The sequence below is a fragment of the Micromonospora sp. WMMA1363 genome, assembly GCF_030345795.1.
Lineage (GTDB): Bacteria > Actinomycetota > Actinomycetes > Mycobacteriales > Micromonosporaceae > Micromonospora.
The window spans coordinates 38,884-55,909 of the sequence record NZ_JAUALB010000001.1; the positions used below are offsets into that span (position 1 = coordinate 38,884).

General features: G+C 71.5%; 9 protein-coding genes and 3 pseudogenes. 6 read left to right on the forward strand and 6 right to left on the reverse strand.

Going from position 1 to position 17,026, the window contains the following annotated elements; genetic code table 11:
• Positions 1-178: 178 nt before the first annotated feature.
• The 3 genes and pseudogenes from dxs to QTQ03_RS00210 form a co-directional block, all read left to right on the forward strand.
• A pseudogene (gene dxs / locus QTQ03_RS00200) lies at positions 179-1,492 on the forward strand (1-deoxy-D-xylulose-5-phosphate synthase); the annotation flags it as partial.
• Positions 1,493-1,671: 179 nt separating this feature from the next.
• A pseudogene (locus QTQ03_RS00205) lies at positions 1,672-1,902 on the forward strand (transketolase C-terminal domain-containing protein); the annotation flags it as partial.
• Positions 1,903-2,549: 647 nt separating this feature from the next.
• Positions 2,550-3,134 carry a hypothetical protein gene (locus QTQ03_RS00210; protein ID WP_289276146.1) on the forward strand — a complete coding sequence of 195 codons (585 nt, stop codon included), beginning with the start codon at positions 2,550-2,552 and terminating at the stop codon, positions 3,132-3,134.
• Positions 3,135-3,347: 213 nt separating this feature from the next.
• Here the strand turns inward: QTQ03_RS00210 and QTQ03_RS00215 are convergent.
• A pseudogene (locus QTQ03_RS00215) lies at positions 3,348-4,543 on the reverse strand (hypothetical protein).
• A 140-nt stretch (positions 4,544-4,683) separates the two neighbouring features.
• Here QTQ03_RS00215 and QTQ03_RS00220 point away from each other — a divergent pair.
• The gene (locus QTQ03_RS00220) at positions 4,684-6,630 is read left to right on the forward strand and encodes a DUF6311 domain-containing protein (protein WP_502889668.1); all 1,947 of its coding nucleotides are present in this window, start codon (positions 4,684-4,686) and stop codon (positions 6,628-6,630) included.
• A gap of 233 nt (positions 6,631-6,863) precedes the next feature.
• Here QTQ03_RS00220 and QTQ03_RS00225 read toward each other — a convergent pair whose 3' ends face one another.
• Together QTQ03_RS00225 and QTQ03_RS00230 are read right to left on the reverse strand one after the other, a co-directional pair.
• On the reverse strand, positions 6,864-8,006 hold the full coding sequence (locus tag QTQ03_RS00225; protein ID WP_289280607.1) for an IS701 family transposase: 1,143 nt from the start codon (positions 8,004-8,006) through the stop codon (positions 6,864-6,866).
• Positions 8,007-8,144: 138 nt separating this feature from the next.
• On the reverse strand, positions 8,145-9,980 hold the full coding sequence (locus QTQ03_RS00230) for a DUF6311 domain-containing protein (protein ID WP_502889830.1): 1,836 nt from the start codon (positions 9,978-9,980) through the stop codon (positions 8,145-8,147).
• A gap of 565 nt (positions 9,981-10,545) precedes the next feature.
• On the opposite strand from QTQ03_RS00230, the gene QTQ03_RS00235 reads away from it, so the two are divergent.
• Both QTQ03_RS00235 and QTQ03_RS00240 read left to right on the forward strand, forming a co-directional pair.
• Entirely contained in the window at positions 10,546-11,214 is a 669-nt protein-coding gene (locus tag QTQ03_RS00235) for a response regulator transcription factor (protein ID WP_289276147.1), read from the forward strand.
• On the forward strand, positions 11,211-12,383 hold the full coding sequence (locus tag QTQ03_RS00240) for a sensor histidine kinase (protein ID WP_289276148.1): 1,173 nt from the start codon (positions 11,211-11,213) through the stop codon (positions 12,381-12,383). The genes QTQ03_RS00235 and QTQ03_RS00240 overlap by 4 nt, the downstream gene beginning before the upstream one ends.
• Positions 12,384-12,532: 149 nt before the next feature.
• Here QTQ03_RS00240 and QTQ03_RS00245 read toward each other — a convergent pair whose 3' ends face one another.
• From QTQ03_RS00245 to QTQ03_RS00255, 3 genes are all read right to left on the reverse strand, one after another.
• Positions 12,533-13,315 carry a hypothetical protein gene (locus tag QTQ03_RS00245; RefSeq protein ID WP_289276149.1) on the reverse strand — a complete coding sequence of 261 codons (783 nt, stop codon included), beginning with the start codon at positions 13,313-13,315 and terminating at the stop codon, positions 12,533-12,535.
• A gap of 150 nt (positions 13,316-13,465) precedes the next feature.
• Positions 13,466-14,317 carry a hypothetical protein gene (locus QTQ03_RS00250; protein WP_289276150.1) on the reverse strand — a complete coding sequence of 284 codons (852 nt, stop codon included), beginning with the start codon at positions 14,315-14,317 and terminating at the stop codon, positions 13,466-13,468.
• 640 nt (positions 14,318-14,957) lie between these two features.
• On the reverse strand, positions 14,958-17,024 hold the full coding sequence (locus QTQ03_RS00255) for a 3-hydroxyacyl-CoA dehydrogenase NAD-binding domain-containing protein (protein ID WP_289276151.1): 2,067 nt from the start codon (positions 17,022-17,024) through the stop codon (positions 14,958-14,960).
• Between the last annotated feature and the right edge of the window lie 2 nt (positions 17,025-17,026).

The following is a 17,026-nucleotide window of genomic DNA, read 5'->3' on the forward strand; positions in this document are numbered from 1 at the left end:
TGGGGCGGGTGCGGAGCGGACCGGGCGCTCCGCTCCGCCCGGTCCGGGCCGCGATATCCCGGCCGAGCTGAGCAGTGTCGCGCGGCCGATAGACTCTCCGGTCATGACTGTTGAACAGGACACGGCCAACGACACCGGGCTGCTGGCCGCCGTGCACGGTCCGCAGGACGTCAAGCGGATGTCCACCGAGCAACTGGGCATCCTCGCCGCCGAGATCCGTGACTTTCTGGTCGCCAAGGTCTCTCGCACCGGCGGGCACATCGGCCCGAACCTCGGTGTGGTGGAGCTGACCCTCGCGTTGCACCGGGTCTTCGACTCTCCCCGGGACCGGCTCCTGTTCGACACCGGCCACCAGGCCTACGTGCACAAGATCGTGACCGGCCGGCAGGCCGGCTTCGACAGGCTGCGCCAACGCGGTGGACTCTCCGGCTACCCCAACCAGGCCGAGAGCGAGCACGACCTGGTCGAGAACTCGCACGCCTCCACCGCCCTGTCCTACGCCGACGGTCTGGCCAAGGCGTACGCCCTGCGGGGGGAGTCGCGCGCGGTGGTGGCCGTGGTCGGCGACGGCGCGTTGACCGGCGGCATGTGCTGGGAGGCGCTGAACAACATCGCCACCGCCGGTAACCCGCTCGTCATCGTGGTCAACGACAACGGTCGGTCGTACTCGCCGACCATCGGCGGTCTCGCCGACCACCTGTCCTCGCTGCGGCTGAACCCGGGCTACGAAAAGGTGCTCGACACCGTCAGGGAGGCCCTCGGCTCGACCCCGCTGGTCGGCAGGCCGATGTACGAGGTGCTGCATGCGGTCAAGAAGGGCATCAAGGACGCGGTCGCCCCGCAGGCCATGTTCGAGGACCTCGGCATCAAGTACGTGGGCCCGGTCGACGGGCACGACATCGCGGCGGTCGAAGGAGCGCTGCGCGCCGCGAAGAACTTCGGCGGCCCGGTGATCGTGCACGCGGTCACCCGCAAGGGCTACGGCTACCGGCCGGCCGAGGAGGACGAAGCGGACTGCCTGCACGGTCCGGGCGCGTTCGACGTGGAGACCGGCCAACTCGTCGCCGCACCGTCGGTGAAGTGGACCCATGTCTTCGCCGAGGAGCTGGTCGCGATCGCCGACGACCGGCCGGACGTGGTGGGCATCACCGCCGCGATGGCCGAGCCGACCGGGATCGCCAAGCTCGCCCGCAAGCACCCGCACCGGGTGTACGACGTGGGCATCGCCGAGCAGCACGCCGCCACCTCGGCGGCCGGCCTCGCGATGGGCGGCCTGCACCCGGTGGTCGCGGTCTACGCGACCTTCCTCAACCGGGCGTTCGACCAGGTTCTGCTGGACGTCGCGATGCACAAACTGCCGGTGACGTTCGTGCTCGACCGGGCTGGGATCACCGGCCCGGACGGGCCGAGCCACTACGGCATCTGGGACATGTCCGTCTTCGGGGTGGTGCCGGGCCTGCGCATCGCCGCCCCCGGGACGCCGCCACCCTCCGCGAGGAGTTGCGCGAGGCGGTCACGGTCGACGACGGCCCGACCGTCGTGCGTTTTCCGACCGGCGCCGTCGCCGCCGACCTGCCGGCTGTCCGTCGGGTCGGGCCGGTCGACGTGCTCGCCGAGTCGGCGCGCACCGACGTGCTGCTCGTCGCGGTCGGCTCATTCGGGCGCCTCGGCATGGAGGTCGCGGCCCGGGTCGCCGGGCACGGCTACGGTGTCACCGTGGTCGACCCGCGCTGGGTCCGGCCGGTGCCGGCCGAGCTGGTCGAGCTGGCCGCCGCGCACCGGCTCGTGGTCACCGTCGAGGACGGTGTCCGGGTCGGTGGCGTCGGCGACGCGTTGGCCCAGGCCATGCGGGACGCCGACGTTCGGGTGCCGGTGCGCGACCTTGGCGTACCGGCCGAGTGGCATCCGCACGGCACCCGCACGCAGATCCTCGCCGACCTTGGTCTGACCGCACAGGACGTGGCGCGGGACGTCACCGGCTGGATCTCCCGCCTCGACGTCGAGCTGGTGGAGCCGGTGGTAACGCCCAACGACGCCGCCAACCGCACCTGACCTCACCCCACCTTCCCGTCCCCTCTTCCCCCAACCCGAGGACCGATGCGCCCGGATCCGCGGACCTCACGCCGGGTGGCTTCACGATCCGCGCGATGATGCTGGTCCGGGTATCACCCAGTCTAGAAGTTATGTCCGGATTGCGCGGATCAGGCTTGGGTGGTTGTCGTGGGTGTCTGGTTGATGCCGGTGTGGGGTGTGCCCGGGGGTGGGCTGGTGGTGGAATGCCGGTGGGGGTGGGGGCGTTGCACGGTGGCGACGGCCGTGGGAGTGTCCCGCTGGTGAGCGGGTGTGGGTCCGCCGGGAATGGTGGTGGGCCGCCGGTCGTTACATCTGGACCCGGCGCCGTGTGCGTGTCCCCCCGGGCGTGGCGGTGGCCGTTGGCTCTTCCTTGTTTTGCCCTTTCTTGTTTGGTGAGCGCCGGACGGTGCTTGTACCCCTGCGCCCTGACTCCCTCGGGTGTGTGTGGGTGTCGACCCCCGAATGGAGCGTCTTTCATGAACACGGTCTTCCGTCGTAGTGTCCTTGGTGTCGCTGGTCTGGCTCTGAGTACCGGTGTCGTCGCTGGTCCTCTGACGGCTGTCACCGACACCGCGCCCGCCTCCGCTGCGGCTGGGGTGGTGCGGGTGGAGAAGCCGGACGCCGGCAAGCTGGTTGCGCACGGGACGCAGGGTGAGCAGTCCCGGATCGACTTGGGTGACGAGCAGGTCGCGAATGTGAAGGCGATCGTCGCGGCGACGAAGAAGGCGGGTATGGACGAGCGGGCTGCCGTGGTCGCGGTCGCCACCGCGCTGCAGGAGTCGAAGCTGGAGAATCTGGGTCACCTGGGTGACCGTAACGACCACGACTCGCAGGGCCTGTTCCAGCAGCGTCCGTCCTCGGGTTGGGGCACGGTGGAGCAGATCACCGACCCGGAGTACTCGACCACCGCGTTCCTGAAGGGTTTGAAGCAGGTCGACGGTTGGCAGGACATGCCGTTGACCGAGGCCGCGCAGACGGTGCAGGTGTCGGCGTACCCGTTCCACTACGCCCAGTGGGAAACCCAGGCCGCTGACCTCGTCGCCGAACACTGGACCAGCTGACCCACCAAGCCACACAACCTGACCCCAAAGGGGGAAACAAGCTGCTGGCCGGCCCCCGAACCCGGGTGCCGGCCAACAGCATCTGCGGGGCTTGGTGGCGGATCTCTGCGGCTAGGGGATCAACAGGGCTTGCCGGACGAAATCGGGTTGGCCCCCCCGGGCCCCGCGACGGGCCTGCGGAACCGGCAGCCGAAGCCACGCCCGCCGTTGGAGTTAGGGGGCGGTTAGGGAGCGGTAATGAGTCTTCTTGTCGGGGGTGGCGAGGCTGACCGTCAGGCGGTCGTCGGTGACCGGGAGCACTACCAGGCCGGGGCGGTCGACCAGGCGCGGGGTGCCCGGCGGGACGGACAGCGAGGTCTCTGGGGTCGGCTGCCAGGTCAGCACGGCCAGCGGCCGTCCGGGCAGCGGCAGCAGGTACGCCTGAAGCGGCGCCGCCCGGTCGGCGGGCGACGCCACCGGCGTGCCCCCATCGGCCGGGCGGTACACCGCGGCGGTCATCGTGTCGTCCGCGCTCTCCCAGCTGAGCTGCTGCACCTCGCCCGGCTCGCCGTCGCCAAGCGTGATCTCGCCGACGGTGCGGACCGCCAGCTTCGCCATCGGCCAGGACGCCGGCACGGAGCCCCGGGACTCCTGGCCGATGACCCGGCGCCGGACGCTGCCGAACGCGCCCTGATCGCTGGCGAGCGCGCAGGTGTCGAGCCCGGCGAGGGCGCGCCGGCCGGAGCCGGCCTTGTCGCGCACCAGCGGGTAGCGGGGCGCCGCCGTGTCGCTGCCGAGGTCGAGGAGTCGGTCGATGGCCCGCCCCCGGGCAGCGACTCGGTGGCGCGCAGGCTGGCGGTCACCGGCACCGCGGAACAGGCGGGTACCGTGACCAATGCGCTGAGGCCGTCCTCGAGCGCCAGCGCCCGGTCGTCCGGGCCGAGTACCTGCTCGACCCGGGCGGAGATCAGGTAGCGGCGCCCCTCGACAGTGCGTACCGGCAGCAGGTCGGAGTAGACCAGGTAGCCGGGATCGGTGTACTCGACGGCGTGGGCGACGGCGTACCGGCCGTCCCACGCCGTGACCTGTAGCAGCCAGGACGCGCTCTCACCCGGCACGTTCGCGGCGACCAGGGCCAGCGGCGCGGCGTCCACCTCGCCGGCCCAGAGGATGCCGGACGACGGTAGGTGAACCCGGTCGCCGATCGGCGACCGCCAGTTCCGAACCGCCTCGGTCACCGCCGCCGTCACGCCCGCCTCTCCGGCGAGAGAGCCCCGGGCCGGCCAGACGGTCAGTGAGCCGTCCCGGCTGTCGTACCCCATCCGCAGGCCATCCGGCTGCCGGTCGGCGACCGGCCCGCAGGCGGTAACGGTGGTGATCAGGGTCAACAGAGCGGCGGCCGTTCTGCCGAGCCGGCGGGCTGGAGCCACCTGCACGCCCCCTCGTTCGCCTCGGCGGTCGTCATGCGAAGCGTCATAGTACGAGATGCCCCGGCGGTACTGGTCATCACCCACAAAGGACCATCGGTGGCTTTGGTGTGATTTTCCCGCTCAGGTAGACTCCGCCGACTGTGACACCTGCCGACACCCGTGCCGAATCCGCCCGGGAGGCCGCCGCCCGGGAGGCCACCGCCCCGGCGGGCGCGGGTTCGCGCGCCGGCGCCGCGGACCTCGTCGACGCGGTCGACGCGGTCGACGTCGGCGCGGTCAGCGGTCCGCAGGGCGCCGTCGCCGCACCCGCCCGGACGGTTTCGTCCGCCACCACCGTGCTTCACCGCCTACCACCGTGGACACCTCGGCGGCGGCACCTCGCGGTGGTCGGTGGGTTTCTGCTCGCCGCGCTCTGGGTGACGAGCCGGATCTGGGCCGACCCGGCCGGTCGGGTGGCCACGCTCTACAGCAGCGACCCGGCCCAGGTGCAGTTCTTCCTGGCCCACTCCGTACGCGTGGTGCTGCACGGTGAGTTCCCGTTCTTCACCGAACAGCTCAACCACCCGGACGGCGTCAACCTGATGGCCAACACGGCCATCCTCGCGCTGGGCATCCCGATGGTGCCGGTGACGCTGCTCTTCGGCCCGGCGGTGACCTTCGTCGTGCTGGTGACCCTCGCCCTCGCCGGCACGGCGACGGCCTGGTACGTCGTGCTCTCCCGGCACCTCGTCGGCAGTCGCCTGGCGGCGGCCGTCGGCGGCTGGTTCTGCGGGTTCTCGCCGGCGATGCTGTCGCACGCCAACTGGCACCCCAACATCGTCAGCCAGTTCCTGGTGCCGTTCATCGTGTGGCGGGTGTTGGTCATCACCCGCTCCCGGCGCCCGTACCGGGACGGCGCACTGCTGGCCCTGCTGGTGACCGCTCAGGCATTCATCAACGAGGAGATCCTGCTCTTCACCGCGCTGGCCTGCGGCGTGTTCCTGCTCGCCGTGCTGGCCCAGCGCCCGCGGCTGTGGTCAACGGCCTGGCGCCCCCTGGGCAGGGCGCTCGCTACCTGCGCCGTCGTGGCGGGCTCGCTGCTGGCGTACCCGTTGTACGTCCAGTTCGCGGGCCCGATGGCGTACCACGGGCTGAGCGACGCGGTCCGTGACTACGGCAACGACGTCGCCGCCTTCGTCGCCTCCGGTTCGCCGACTCTCGGCGGCAGCGAGCGGGCCAACGTCAATCTTGCCCCGAACTACTCCGAGGAGAACGCCTTCTTCGGATGGAGCCTGGCCCTCATCGCGGTCGGCATCGTTCTGTGGCTGCGGCACGAGGTGGTGGTTCGGGCACTCGCGGTGACCGGGTTGTTCTTCGCGGTGCTCTCCCTCGGTGAGCGGATTTCCTGGTGGGACCGGGAGATCGTCACCGGACCGTGGAACTGGCTGGTGCGCCTGCCGCTGCTCGATGCGGTCGTGCCGACCCGTTTCGGGCTCATCACCACCGTGGTGGTCGGGCTGCTGCTCGGGTTCGCCGTCGACCGCTCCCGCGCGCTGCCGGTGCAGCGGGGGGCCCTCCGGACGCTCACCGCCGCCGGGCTGGTCCTCGCGCTGCTGCCGATCGCCCCGATGCCGCTCCAGGTGACCGAACGCCCGCCGGTGCCCGATTTCATCACCGCCGGTCGGTGGCGCGGCTACGTCGGGCCAGACCAGACGCTGGTGCCGATTCCGGTCCCGAGCATGGGCAACACCCACGGGATGCGCTGGGCCGCCGCGACCAACCTCGGCTTCAAGATCCCCGGCGGCTATTTCCTCGCACCGCGCAACGGCAACACCGGCGACCCGGGACGCTTCGGTGGCCGTCCCAGCGGGATGGGCCCGTTGCTCGCGGAGGTCGTCACCACCGGACGTACGCCCAGACTTGACGACCGGCAGCGCCGGCGCTCGCTGGACGACCTGCGGCACTGGCGGGCGGCGATCCTGGTGCTGCCGGTGGACCAGCACCACGCGGAGCCGCTGCGGCAGACCGTTGAGCAGCTGGTCGGCCCCGGCCGCCGCGAGCTCGACGTCTGGGTCTGGGACGTCCGCACGGTCAGCGCCCGGCGTTAGGGGTGTCCTCCGCCCCGTACAACCCGCCAGGCATACAGAAGGGGGTTTCCCCGCCCTCCTAATACTGCAACGGCGGGTCGTGACTTATGGCGGTTTGAGTCGTTTGCGGTAGTGGGCGGCTCGGGCTTGTTCCTGGCGGCGACGGCGGAAGTCGGACCAGTGCAGGATGTGGTCGGCTCGACGGCGGGTGGTCAGGACGAGGTGGGCGAACAGGCGGCGGATTTCGTTGCTGCTCAGCGGGATCTGGCTGCGCTCGTTTGCGGTGGTGCCCCCTTTGCGGCTTCGAGGGCGCGGGTGACGACGAGGAACGCGGCGGCGGCCATCGCGAGGGTGATGTGGGCGTACCAGGCGTCGTAGCGGCGGACCTGGTACTGGTCCAGGCCGACCTCGTTCTTCGCGGTCTGGAACGATTCCTCCACCGACCAACGGCTACCGGCGACCCGCACCAGGTCGCGTAGTCGGGTGCCGCGGGGGCCGAAGCAGACGTAGTAGGCGATGTCGCCGGGATCCGTGATCGAGCGTCGGGCCAGGACCCAGCCGCGGCGGCCGTGGGCAAAGGTGCGGCGGATCGGCAGCCGAGCCCAGTCGTAGCGGCGCGGCCCGTGCGCGCCGTCACCACACGACAGTCGTTGCCACGCGCCCGCACGCACCCTGCCGATCAGCTCGTCGACACCGGTGGTGGTGTGCAGCCCGGAGGGCACCCGATCGTCGCGTCGGGTGGCCATCACGTACGCGATGTCCCGATCCTCCAACCAGCCCCGCAGGCCAGGGTTCTGCCCGTAGGCCTCATCGGCCGTGAACCACGAAAACGGCACCCCCGCGGTGATCGCCCGCTCCAGCATGGCCTGCGCCTGCTGCGGCTTGGTCGCGAACCCGACGGCGTCCGGGATCGCCGAGCGCCGGCACCGGTCCCGATCACCGGTCCACGACTTGGGCAGGTACAACTCCCGATCGATCAACGCCCGACCCCGCGGCGTGGCGTAGCACAGGAACGTGCCGATCTGGCAGTTCTCGGTCTTGCCCGCCGTACCCGAATACTGCCGTTGGACCCCCGCCGACGCACGGCCCTTCTTGACGAACCCCGTCTCGTCAGCGATGAGCACCCCGGCCGCATCGCCGATCTGGTCCACCACGTAATCGCGCACGTCATCGCGGACCGCGTCCCGATCCCACGCCGCGCTGCACAACATGCCCTGCAACCCGTCCGGCGACACATGCCCAGCCTGCTCCGCGAGGGTCCAGCCGTTACGCCGCTCCAACGGTGCCAGTAGCCCCCGCACATACGCCCATGCCCGCCGCCGCGGCTCCACCCGCTCAAACCGATGCGCGAACCGGAAGAACAACTCCTCCAACCCGGCATCCCACGACCCGACCACCCGCGCATCCACCACAACCAACCAACGAATGATCAGCACCCGAAGCTACGACCCGCCGTTGCAGTACTAACCGTCGTCCCGCCCACCGGGATGTCGTCCACAACGGGGAAAGCCATCCAGCGCACCAGGGAAAGTCATTCAGCCCACCTGGGGGCGGACGTCCCAGAGCCAGACGTCGTCGACCCGCCGGGGCGGGCCGAGCAGGGCGGTCATCAGGTCACGCAGCACCGCCTCCCGGGGATGGGCGCCGAGCACCACCACCGAGGCACGCCAGTACCGCAGATCCTCGATTGCCCGGCGGCGGTCCTCGTCCGTGATGTTCGGCGTCGCGTTGCGGTCCATGGTGGAGTAGATGAGCGTGCTGGTCGGTCGGTTCGGTGCGCCGAATACCCCCTCGCCCTTCTCGTTGGGCCCGATGAAGTAGCCGCCGGGGATGGGGAAGGCGTGCTGGGTCAGTGCGCTCCAGCGCAACGTGGACAGGCCGTGCACGTTACTCGGGATCGGCACCGGCACCAGCGTCCGACCATCCGGCACGTAGCGGCGCCAGCCGCCGGCGGTGACGAAGTGCGGCGGCGGCTCGACCCGCTCGGCGGGCAGCGGCCGGGGGACCAGCGGCAGCACCGCGAGCGCGACGGCCGCGCATCCGACCGGGCGACGCCAGCGGCGGGACCGCCGGGGCCCGTCGCCGGTGCGCTGAGCGGGAACCGGCGGGCGTCCCGCCCCGGACGCCGCCTCCCAGGCCAGGGCGAGCAGGACGCCCACGGCGGCCACCACAACCAGGCTCAGTCGGGTCGGCATCATCATCTCGACCAGCGGCAGGTCGTCGGGGATGTGGGCCCACGGGCCGTCGGTCTCCGTCTCGACACCGCCGATCCGGATCTTCGGACCCAGCGACGCCACGGTGAAGACCACCGTGAGCACCGCCAGGATGCGCGCGACCAGGGATCGGCGGACCAGTAGCAGCAGAGCCACCACCGCCAGCGCCGCCAGCGGCCAGCCGAACCAGGTGTTCTGCTCGGTGAGCCCGATCGTCCGCTCGACCGCCTCGTCACCGGCGATCGTGTCCCGCGAGAAGGTGACGAATGCCTTCAGGTCCTCGCCCCAGCTGTGGAAGACGCCGCCCTGCAGTCCCCGATAGGACTGCGGGCCGTTGAACTGGAACCAGATCGGGTACGCGGTGAGCAGCAGCGCCAGCCCCCCGCCGACGCCGAGCGCGGCGGCGAAGGTGCCCGCCTGCCGCCACGCGGCCCGTGGCCGCAGCGCCGCGTACGCGCCGACGACGACCAGGCAGGCCAGCGCGGTGAGCAGCAGCATCTCCTCGTTGATGAAGATCTGGTACGTCACCAGCAGGCCGAGTAGCACGCCGTTGCGCCGCCAGCGGCCCGGCTCGCCCAGCCGCATCACCCGCAGCACGATCAGCGGGAGGAGAAAGTTGGAGACGAAGTTGGGCTGGCCGTTGGCGTGGTGCACGACGCCGGGCGCGAAGCCGAGGAACGCGCCGCCGACGAAGGCCGCCGCCCGGGACCGCACCAGGTGCCGGGAGAGCACCCAGTACGCGGTGCCGGCGGTGGCGGCGAGGGCGGCGCCGAGGTAGAGCGCGTACACCACCTGCGGACCGACCAGCATGGTCAGTGGCGCCAGCGGCAGGGTCACCCCGAGCAGTGAGGTGTTCGCCATCATGTTCACCCCGGCCGGGGCGTTCTGGCGGGTGGTGAAGAGCGGGTTCTCCAGGTGCCGCACCGAGTACGCTCCGTGCGAGAAGAGCCACTCGAACCAACTGTGGTCGGTCGGCAGGTGGGACGACACCCGGTTCTGCACGTCCACCCAGTAGTTGAGGCAGACCAGAACGCCGAGCGCGAGGTAGAGGCCGATGGCCAGCGCGTCGGCGCGGGCGGGCCGCCACCAGTTGCGTCGCGACCGCTGCGCCGCGGCGGATCGGGGTACGGTCTTCAGTGAGGGATCAACCACCGGCACAGCCACGACGCGCCATCGTACAGGTGGGATCTGCCGGAATTGCCGCGCCCAGGTGCCCCTGCCCGGTGCTACCCACCGTCCCGGAGACGCGGCGGACAGCACGGCGGGGCGGACGGGACCGGGCGGTAGGACGTAGGCTTCCGGTCGCCGTTGGTCGCCCGCCGGAGGGCCCGGATGACTCCTGCGGCGCCGTGGTCTGTCTCGACACCACGGGCGGCTGTTCGCTGTTCACCCGCACCCCACCGGTGGAACGGTGGTAGCCGAGGTGGACGGGTCGACCGGCACGCTGCGGGTGCGCGACGTGTTGCGGGGAGGCGACGGGCGACTGCCCGGCGGTCGATGATGACCTGCTGCGCCAGCGGCGGGACTCGCCCTGGCCCGGGATCGCTGAGCCGATGACCGCCCGGTGAGGCCGACGGACCCAGCCGCACCGGCGGCGAGGTCCAGCTCCCGGATGTCGGCAGGGTCGCGTACGTCGCAGGTTTTCTCGGTAGCCGTGACCGGGGCGTACCGGGCTTGGCGACCGGCACTAGGTTGTCGGGAGGTCGGGCGCGAGGAGGCCGGGATGCGGGTACTGGTGGTCGAGGACGAGCGCAACCTCGCCGACGCGATCGCGCGGGGGTTGCGCAAGCGTGGCATGGCGGTGGACGTGGCGTACGACGGCGACAGTGGTCACGAGATGGCTTTCGTGACCCGGTACGACGTGGTGGTGCTCGACCGGGACCTGCCTGGCGTGCACGGCGACCAGATCTGCGCCGAGCTGGCCGCCTCGGGCGCGCTGACTCGGGTGCTGATGCTGACCGCGAGCGGGACGGTTGCCGACCGCGTCGAGGGTCTTCAACTGGGCGCCGACGACTACCTGCCCAAGCCGTTCGCCTTCGACGAACTGGTCGCGCGGGTGCAGGCGTTGGGCCGGCGAGCCACTCCTGCCGCGCCGCCGGTGCTGGAGACGGCCGACCTGATGCTCGACCCGGCCCGCCGGACGGCCACCCGGGCCGGCATGCCGGTCGATCTGACCAACAAGGAGTTCGGCGTCCTCTGCGAGCTGGTCAAGGCGCGCGGTGCGGTGGTCTCCAGCGAGGAGCTGCTGGAGCGGGTCTGGGACGCCAACACCGACCCGTTCACCACCATCGTTCGGGTCACCGTGATGACACTGCGGAGGAAGCTTGGTGACCCGCCGCTCATCGAGACGGTCGTCGGCGCGGGCTACCGTATCAGCGAGGGGGCGGCATGACCCGGAGCCGCCGGCTGCGACCCACCCTGCGACTGCGCCTCACGGTGCTCAACGGCGTCCTGCTGGTGGGCGCCGGCGCCATCCTGGTGCTGCTGGCCTGGCTGCTGGTGCGCGACGCGCTGCGTCCCACCGACGAGCTGCTGCCCGGCACCACGGTCGTGCTGACCGACGGCCGGTCTCTGGACGCCGGGCTGTGGCAACGCCAACTGGTCGATGCGGCGAGCCGGGAGCTGCTGGCGAAGGGCCTCGCGGCGCTGCTGGCGATCGGTGTCGTCGGAGTAGCCGGTGCGTACGCGGTGGCCGGCCGGGCGCTGCGCCCGCTGCACCAGGTCACCGGCACCGCCCGCCGGCTCGGCGAGACCACCCTGGACCAGCGCATCGGCTACTCGGGTGCGGACGACGAGGTGGCCGAGCTGGCGCAGACCTTCGACGCGATGCTCGACCGCATCGCTGCCGCCTTCGAGGCGCAGAAGCGGTTCGTCGCCAACGCGTCGCACGAGCTGCGTACCCCGCTCGCCGTGATGCGTACCGAGATTGACGTTACGCTCAGCGACGACGACGCGGACGCCGCCGAGTACCGCCGGATGGCCACCGTGGTCCGGGACGCCTCAGAGCGGGCCAACGGCCTGGTCGACGCGCTGCTGGTACTGGCCCGCAGCGAGGCTCAGGCTGGCCGCCGCCTCGCCCGGCGGACCGAGTGTGACCTGGCCGCCGGCACCGCCAACGCCCTGTCCGCGATGCGCCGGGAGGTGGAGCGGATCGGGCTGCGGGTGCAGACGTCGTTGGAGTCGGCTCCGGTGGTCGGCGATCCCGGCCTGCTCGACCGGTTGGCCGGCAACCTCATCGAGAACGCCGTCCGCTACAACCACCTGCACGGGCGGCTCTGGGTGCGGACCGGGTCGGACGGCCGCCGGTCCTGGCTGGTGGTGGGGAACACCGGCTTCGAGGTGGATCAGGCCGACGTACCGGGGCTGTTCGAGCCGTTCCGGCGGGGCGGCCGGGAGCGCACCGGGGCGCGTGGCTCCGGCCTGGGTCTGTCCATTGTGCGGGCAGTCTGCGACGCACATGGCGGGGCGGTCAGCGCCACCGCCCAGCCGGGCGGCGGTCTCGAGGTGACGGTGATGCTGCCGGCGGCCGACGCCGGGCCGGACTGCGAGGTGACCCGGTGACCGAGGCCGGCGCCGGTACGGGGTCGCGGTCGTCACTCGCGCCTGACTGACACCCACCCCCACCTCCGCGATCTTGCACTTGTTGACCGGGTATCCCGGATGAACGGTCAGAACGCCGACCGAAACTGCAAGATCGCGGAGAGGGTGGGTCAGGACTTCTTCTCGATCTGGTCGCGCATGGTGACCAGTTCCCGCTGCACGTCGGCACCGGTCTTGAAATAGATCATGATCATGCCGAGGCTGCCCTTGTCGCTCCAGATGCAGACACCGATGGGCACGTCGGCGGCCTTGGCGTCGCCGCACTTCGCCTCACCGCCGAGCGGCCCGGGGTCCACCGCGGACATCTCGCCGATCGCCACGTCGCTCTGCCGGGTACCGGTGATCGTCTCGTCGATCGTCTTCGCCGGATCGGGGTTCAGCCCAGAGGCGGCCGCCACCATCACCAGATCCTGCTTGGCCGGATCACCGTAGAAGGCACCAACGGTGCTGGTGGCGTTCGGCAAGGTCTTGTTCAGCTCGGCTTCCAGCTGCCGGCTGATGTCTTGCAGGCTCGGGTCGGTGACCTTGGGCCGGCCGGCGAGCGTCTCCGGCTCGACCACTCGGACCCTGGTGGCGTCGACGGCCTCCTTGACCTCGTCACCGACCGTGAAGAAGACGACCGCGGCGCCGCCCGCGCAGAGCACCGACACCACCGCGAGCACGATGAGCAGTATCTTGCCGGCCGAGCGCCGCTTCGGCGCGGGCGGTACCACGCCGAACGGCGGGCCCGGCTCGGCTGGGGCCGCCGGTGGGAAACCGGCGCCCGGCTGCTGACCGTACGCGCCCGGCTGCGCCGCAGCCGGGTGACTGCCCGGCTGGGGTGCCGGGTACCCGCCCGGCTGCGAGCCGTCGCCCGGCTGCGGGGAGTACGGATTGACTGGCGGTTGGGACATGGGTCAGCTCCAGGTCTCGGAAAACGCGAAGCGTGATCTTAGCTAGCCGTGGATCCCATCCGCTGACCCGTCCCCGACCGGGATGGTCCAGTTGCGCGGACCCGGCGGGCCGCGCCTCGCCGCACCGCGGCGACCCGCCGGCTCCAGTGCTCAGGACCGCTTCTCGACCTGTCCTCGGATCGAGGTGAACTCGGCCTTCGCCTTGCTGCAGGATGAGAAGAACATCACGATCATCCCGACGCTGCCCTGGTCGGCCCAGGCGCAGACACCGAGCGGGATGTTCGAGGCGCGGCCGTCGCCGCACTTGGCGACGCCCCCGAGCGGTCCGGGGGACACGCTCGACATCCGCCGGACGCTCAGCTCCGCCGAGAGTGCCTTGACGGCATCGTCCAACTCCCGCTTCGGGTTGAGGACGAGCCCCGCGGCGCCGGCGACCATCACCATGTCCTGCTTCTCGGGGCTGCCGTAGAACGCGCCGATCGCGCCACTCTCGCTGCGTACCGTCGTCCTCATCTCACGAACCATCTCGTCGGCCAGGGCCCGCAGCTCCGGCTCGGTGCTCTTCGCCCGGCCGGAGAGGGTCCTGGGTGCGACGAGCCGGATGCGCGGGTCGGGGCTGGGATCGGGCGCCTTGGCCTCGCTGGTGGCGGGTGCCTCCGCCTCGCTGGTGGCGGCGGTCGTGGCACTCGCAGTGGGTGTCGTCGCCGGTGCCGGCGGGGCGTCGTCGTCGCCGGACAGGGCGACGTAGGCGAGACCGCCGCCGCCCAGGCACAGCACCAGCAGCCCGGCGAGGCCCAGCGACAGCACCAACGGAAGCCGGGACCGCCGAGTTGGCGCGCCGCCCGGGGTGTCCCCGCCCGTCGGCCCCGACGGGAACGCGCCCGGCTGCGGGTACGGGATGGCGGCCGGCTGCCCGTAGCCCCCGACGGCGGTCCGCTGGCCGTGCCCGGACCCGCTGGTCGGCGCCTCGGCCGCAGGGATGGGCGGGAAGGAGGCGTACACCTGGGTGGGTTGGTCGGCGGGCGAGGGTGGCCGGAAACCGGGCGGCGGCGCGGGCCAGTTGCCGGCGGTCGGGGCCGGTGGACTGCCAGCACCGGCCGGCCCGGCGGGCCGCCACGGGTCCGCCGGGGACGGCCAGTCGCCGGCGGAGCCGGGTCGGCCGGCCGGAGCCGGGATGTCCGGCCAGGAACGCGTCGGCGGGGTCTGCGGCTGGGAGGCGTTCGGCCAGGCGGCCGTCGGCCGGGTGCCGGACGGGGTGGGGTCGGCCCAGTTCCGCGGTTGCGGCGGCCGGTCCGGGGCCGGTCCGGGCTCCGCGGCCCGGCGCGTGCCGGCAGTGGGCGCCGTGCCCTGCGCGGAAGGTGGGGCTGGCCAGCCCGGCCGGGGCTCGGGAGCACTGGGTTGCTGCTCCCACCTCGGTGGAGACGGGGGGACCCGGGGGTGCGAATCGGAGTCCGAGCCGCGCTCCGGCTGCCCGGACCAGGGGTCGACCGGCGGTGAGGACATGACATCAGCTCCAGGCAAAGATGCGACGGGTGATGGTATCGGGCCGGCAGTGTGTCCCGCTGCCCCGCAGCATGCCGTGGACGACGAACGCGGTGGCCGCCGGTACGGGCGGCCACCGCGTTCGCAGGGGAGCCGACCGTCAGGCGGGCAGGCTGGCCACGCCGTGCGGCAGGAACCGCTTCCCGGTGACCCGCTCGGCGGTGCCCGTCCGGTCCAGGTACGGCGTGACGCCGCCCAGGTGGAACGGCCACCCGGCGCCAAGGACCATGCACAGGTCGATGTCCTGCGCCTCGGCGACCACACCCTCGTCGAGCATGAGCCGGATCTCCTGCGCCAGCGCTTCGAGCGCGTTCTGCCGGACCTGCTCGGCGGTCAGCGGCTGGTCGCCCACCACGAGCAGCTTCGCCACCTCGGCGTTGATCTCGTCATCGACGACGATTGGCTGGCCGGAGTCGGCGATCCGCTTGAGGTTCTCGCTGACGCCGAACCGGTCCGGGAAAGCCGCGTGCAGCGTGCCGCCCACGTGGTGAGCCACGGCCGGCCCCACCAGCTGGAGCAGGGCGAGCGGGCGCATCGGCAGGCCCAGCGGGTCCAGCGCGCTGTTCGCCACGTCAAGCGGGGCGCCGGTGTCGACGGCCTCGAGGATCGTACCCAGGAAACGGGTCAGCAGCCGGTTGACCACGAACGCGGGTGCGTCCTTGACCAACACGCAGGACTTTTTCAGCTGTTTGCCGACCGCGAAGGCGGTGGCCAGCGTGGCGTCGTCGGTCCGCTCGCCGCGGACGATCTCCAGCAGCGGGAGGACGGCGACCGGGTTGAAGAAGTGGAAGCCGACCACCCGCTCCGGGTGCTCCAGATTCTCGGCCATCGCCGTGACGGACAGCGAGCTCGTGTTGGTGGCGAGCACAGCCTCCGGCTTGACGATCTTCTCCAGCTCGGCCCAGACCTGCTTCTTGACGCCCAGGTCCTCGAAGACGGCCTCGATGACGAAGTCGGCGTCGGCGAAGACGGACTTGTCGACCGAGCCGCTCACCAGGCCGTAGAGCTTGGCCGCGGTACCGGAGTCCATCCGGCCCTTGCTGACCGACTTCTCGATCTGCTGGTGCACATACGCCACGCCCTTGTCGACCCGGGCCTGGTCCAGGTCGGTCAGCACAACCGGCACCTGGAGGCGGCGGGCGAAGAGCAGGGCGAGTTGGCTGGCCATCAGGCCGGCGCCCACGATGCCGACTTTGGTGACCGGCCGGGCCAGGTCCTTGTCCGGTGCGCCGGCCGGCCGCTTGGCCCGCCGCTGCACCAGGTCGAACGCGTACAGGCCGCTGCGTAGCTCCTCGGAGAAGACCAGGTCGGCGAGGGCCTCGTCCTCGGCGGCGGTGCCGGTGGCGAAATCGGCGTCCTTCGCCGTCTCCAGCAGATCCAGCGCCTTGTACGCGGCCGGGACGGCACCGTGCAGCCGGGAGTCCAGGGTCTGTCGGGCGAAGTACAGCACGCCCGCCCACATGTCCTTGTCGACCTCGGGTCGGGTGACCGTGACCTCGCCCGTGACGACGCCCGCGGCCCACGCCAGCGAGCGTTCCAGGAAGTCCGCCGGTTCCAGCAGCACGTCCGCGATGCCCATCTGGGCGGCCTGCTTCGGTTTGAGCGTCTTGTTCTGCATCAGCGGGTTCTGGATGATCACCTGAGTCGCCGCCGGAATGCCGATCAGGTTCGGCAGCAGCTGGGTGCCGCCCCAGCCCGGGATGAGGCCGAGCGAGACCTCGGGCAGGGCGAGGGCCGCCGCGCCCGCCGACAGCGTGCGGTAGTGGCAGTGCAGCGCCAGTTCCAGGCCGCCACCCATCGCCGCGCCGTTGACGAAGGCGAAGGTCGGGATCTCGCTGTCCTTGAGCCGGGCGAAGACCCGGTGGCCGAGGCGGCCGATCTCCAGCGCCTGCTCGCGGTCGGCGAGCAGCGGCAGACCGGTGATGTCCGCCCCGACACAGAAAATGTACGGCTTGCCGGTGACCGCGACGAACGCCGGGTTCGCCGAGAGGGCGGCGGTGATCGCCTCGTCCAGACTGGTCAGACCACCCGGGCCGAAGGTGTTCGGCTTGGTGTGGTCGAAGCCGTTGTCCAGGGTGATCAGGGCGGCGGGGCGGTCCAGCCCTGGTACGTTCACCTGGCGCAGCAGCGCCTTGGTGATGACCTCGTTCGGTGCCGCGAGGCTCACTG

Excerpts from the sequence above, each read along its gene's own strand:
- QTQ03_RS00240 (WP_289276148.1), top strand. The coding sequence starts at position 11,211 with ATGACCCGGAGCCGCCGGCTGCGACCCACCCTGCGACTGCGCCTCACG.
- QTQ03_RS00245 (WP_289276149.1), bottom strand. The coding sequence starts at position 13,315 with ATGTCCCAACCGCCAGTCAATCCGTACTCCCCGCAGCCGGGCGACGGC.
- QTQ03_RS00210 (WP_289276146.1), top strand. The coding sequence starts at position 2,550 with ATGAACACGGTCTTCCGTCGTAGTGTCCTTGGTGTCGCTGGTCTGGCT.
- QTQ03_RS00235 (WP_289276147.1), top strand. The coding sequence starts at position 10,546 with ATGCGGGTACTGGTGGTCGAGGACGAGCGCAACCTCGCCGACGCGATC.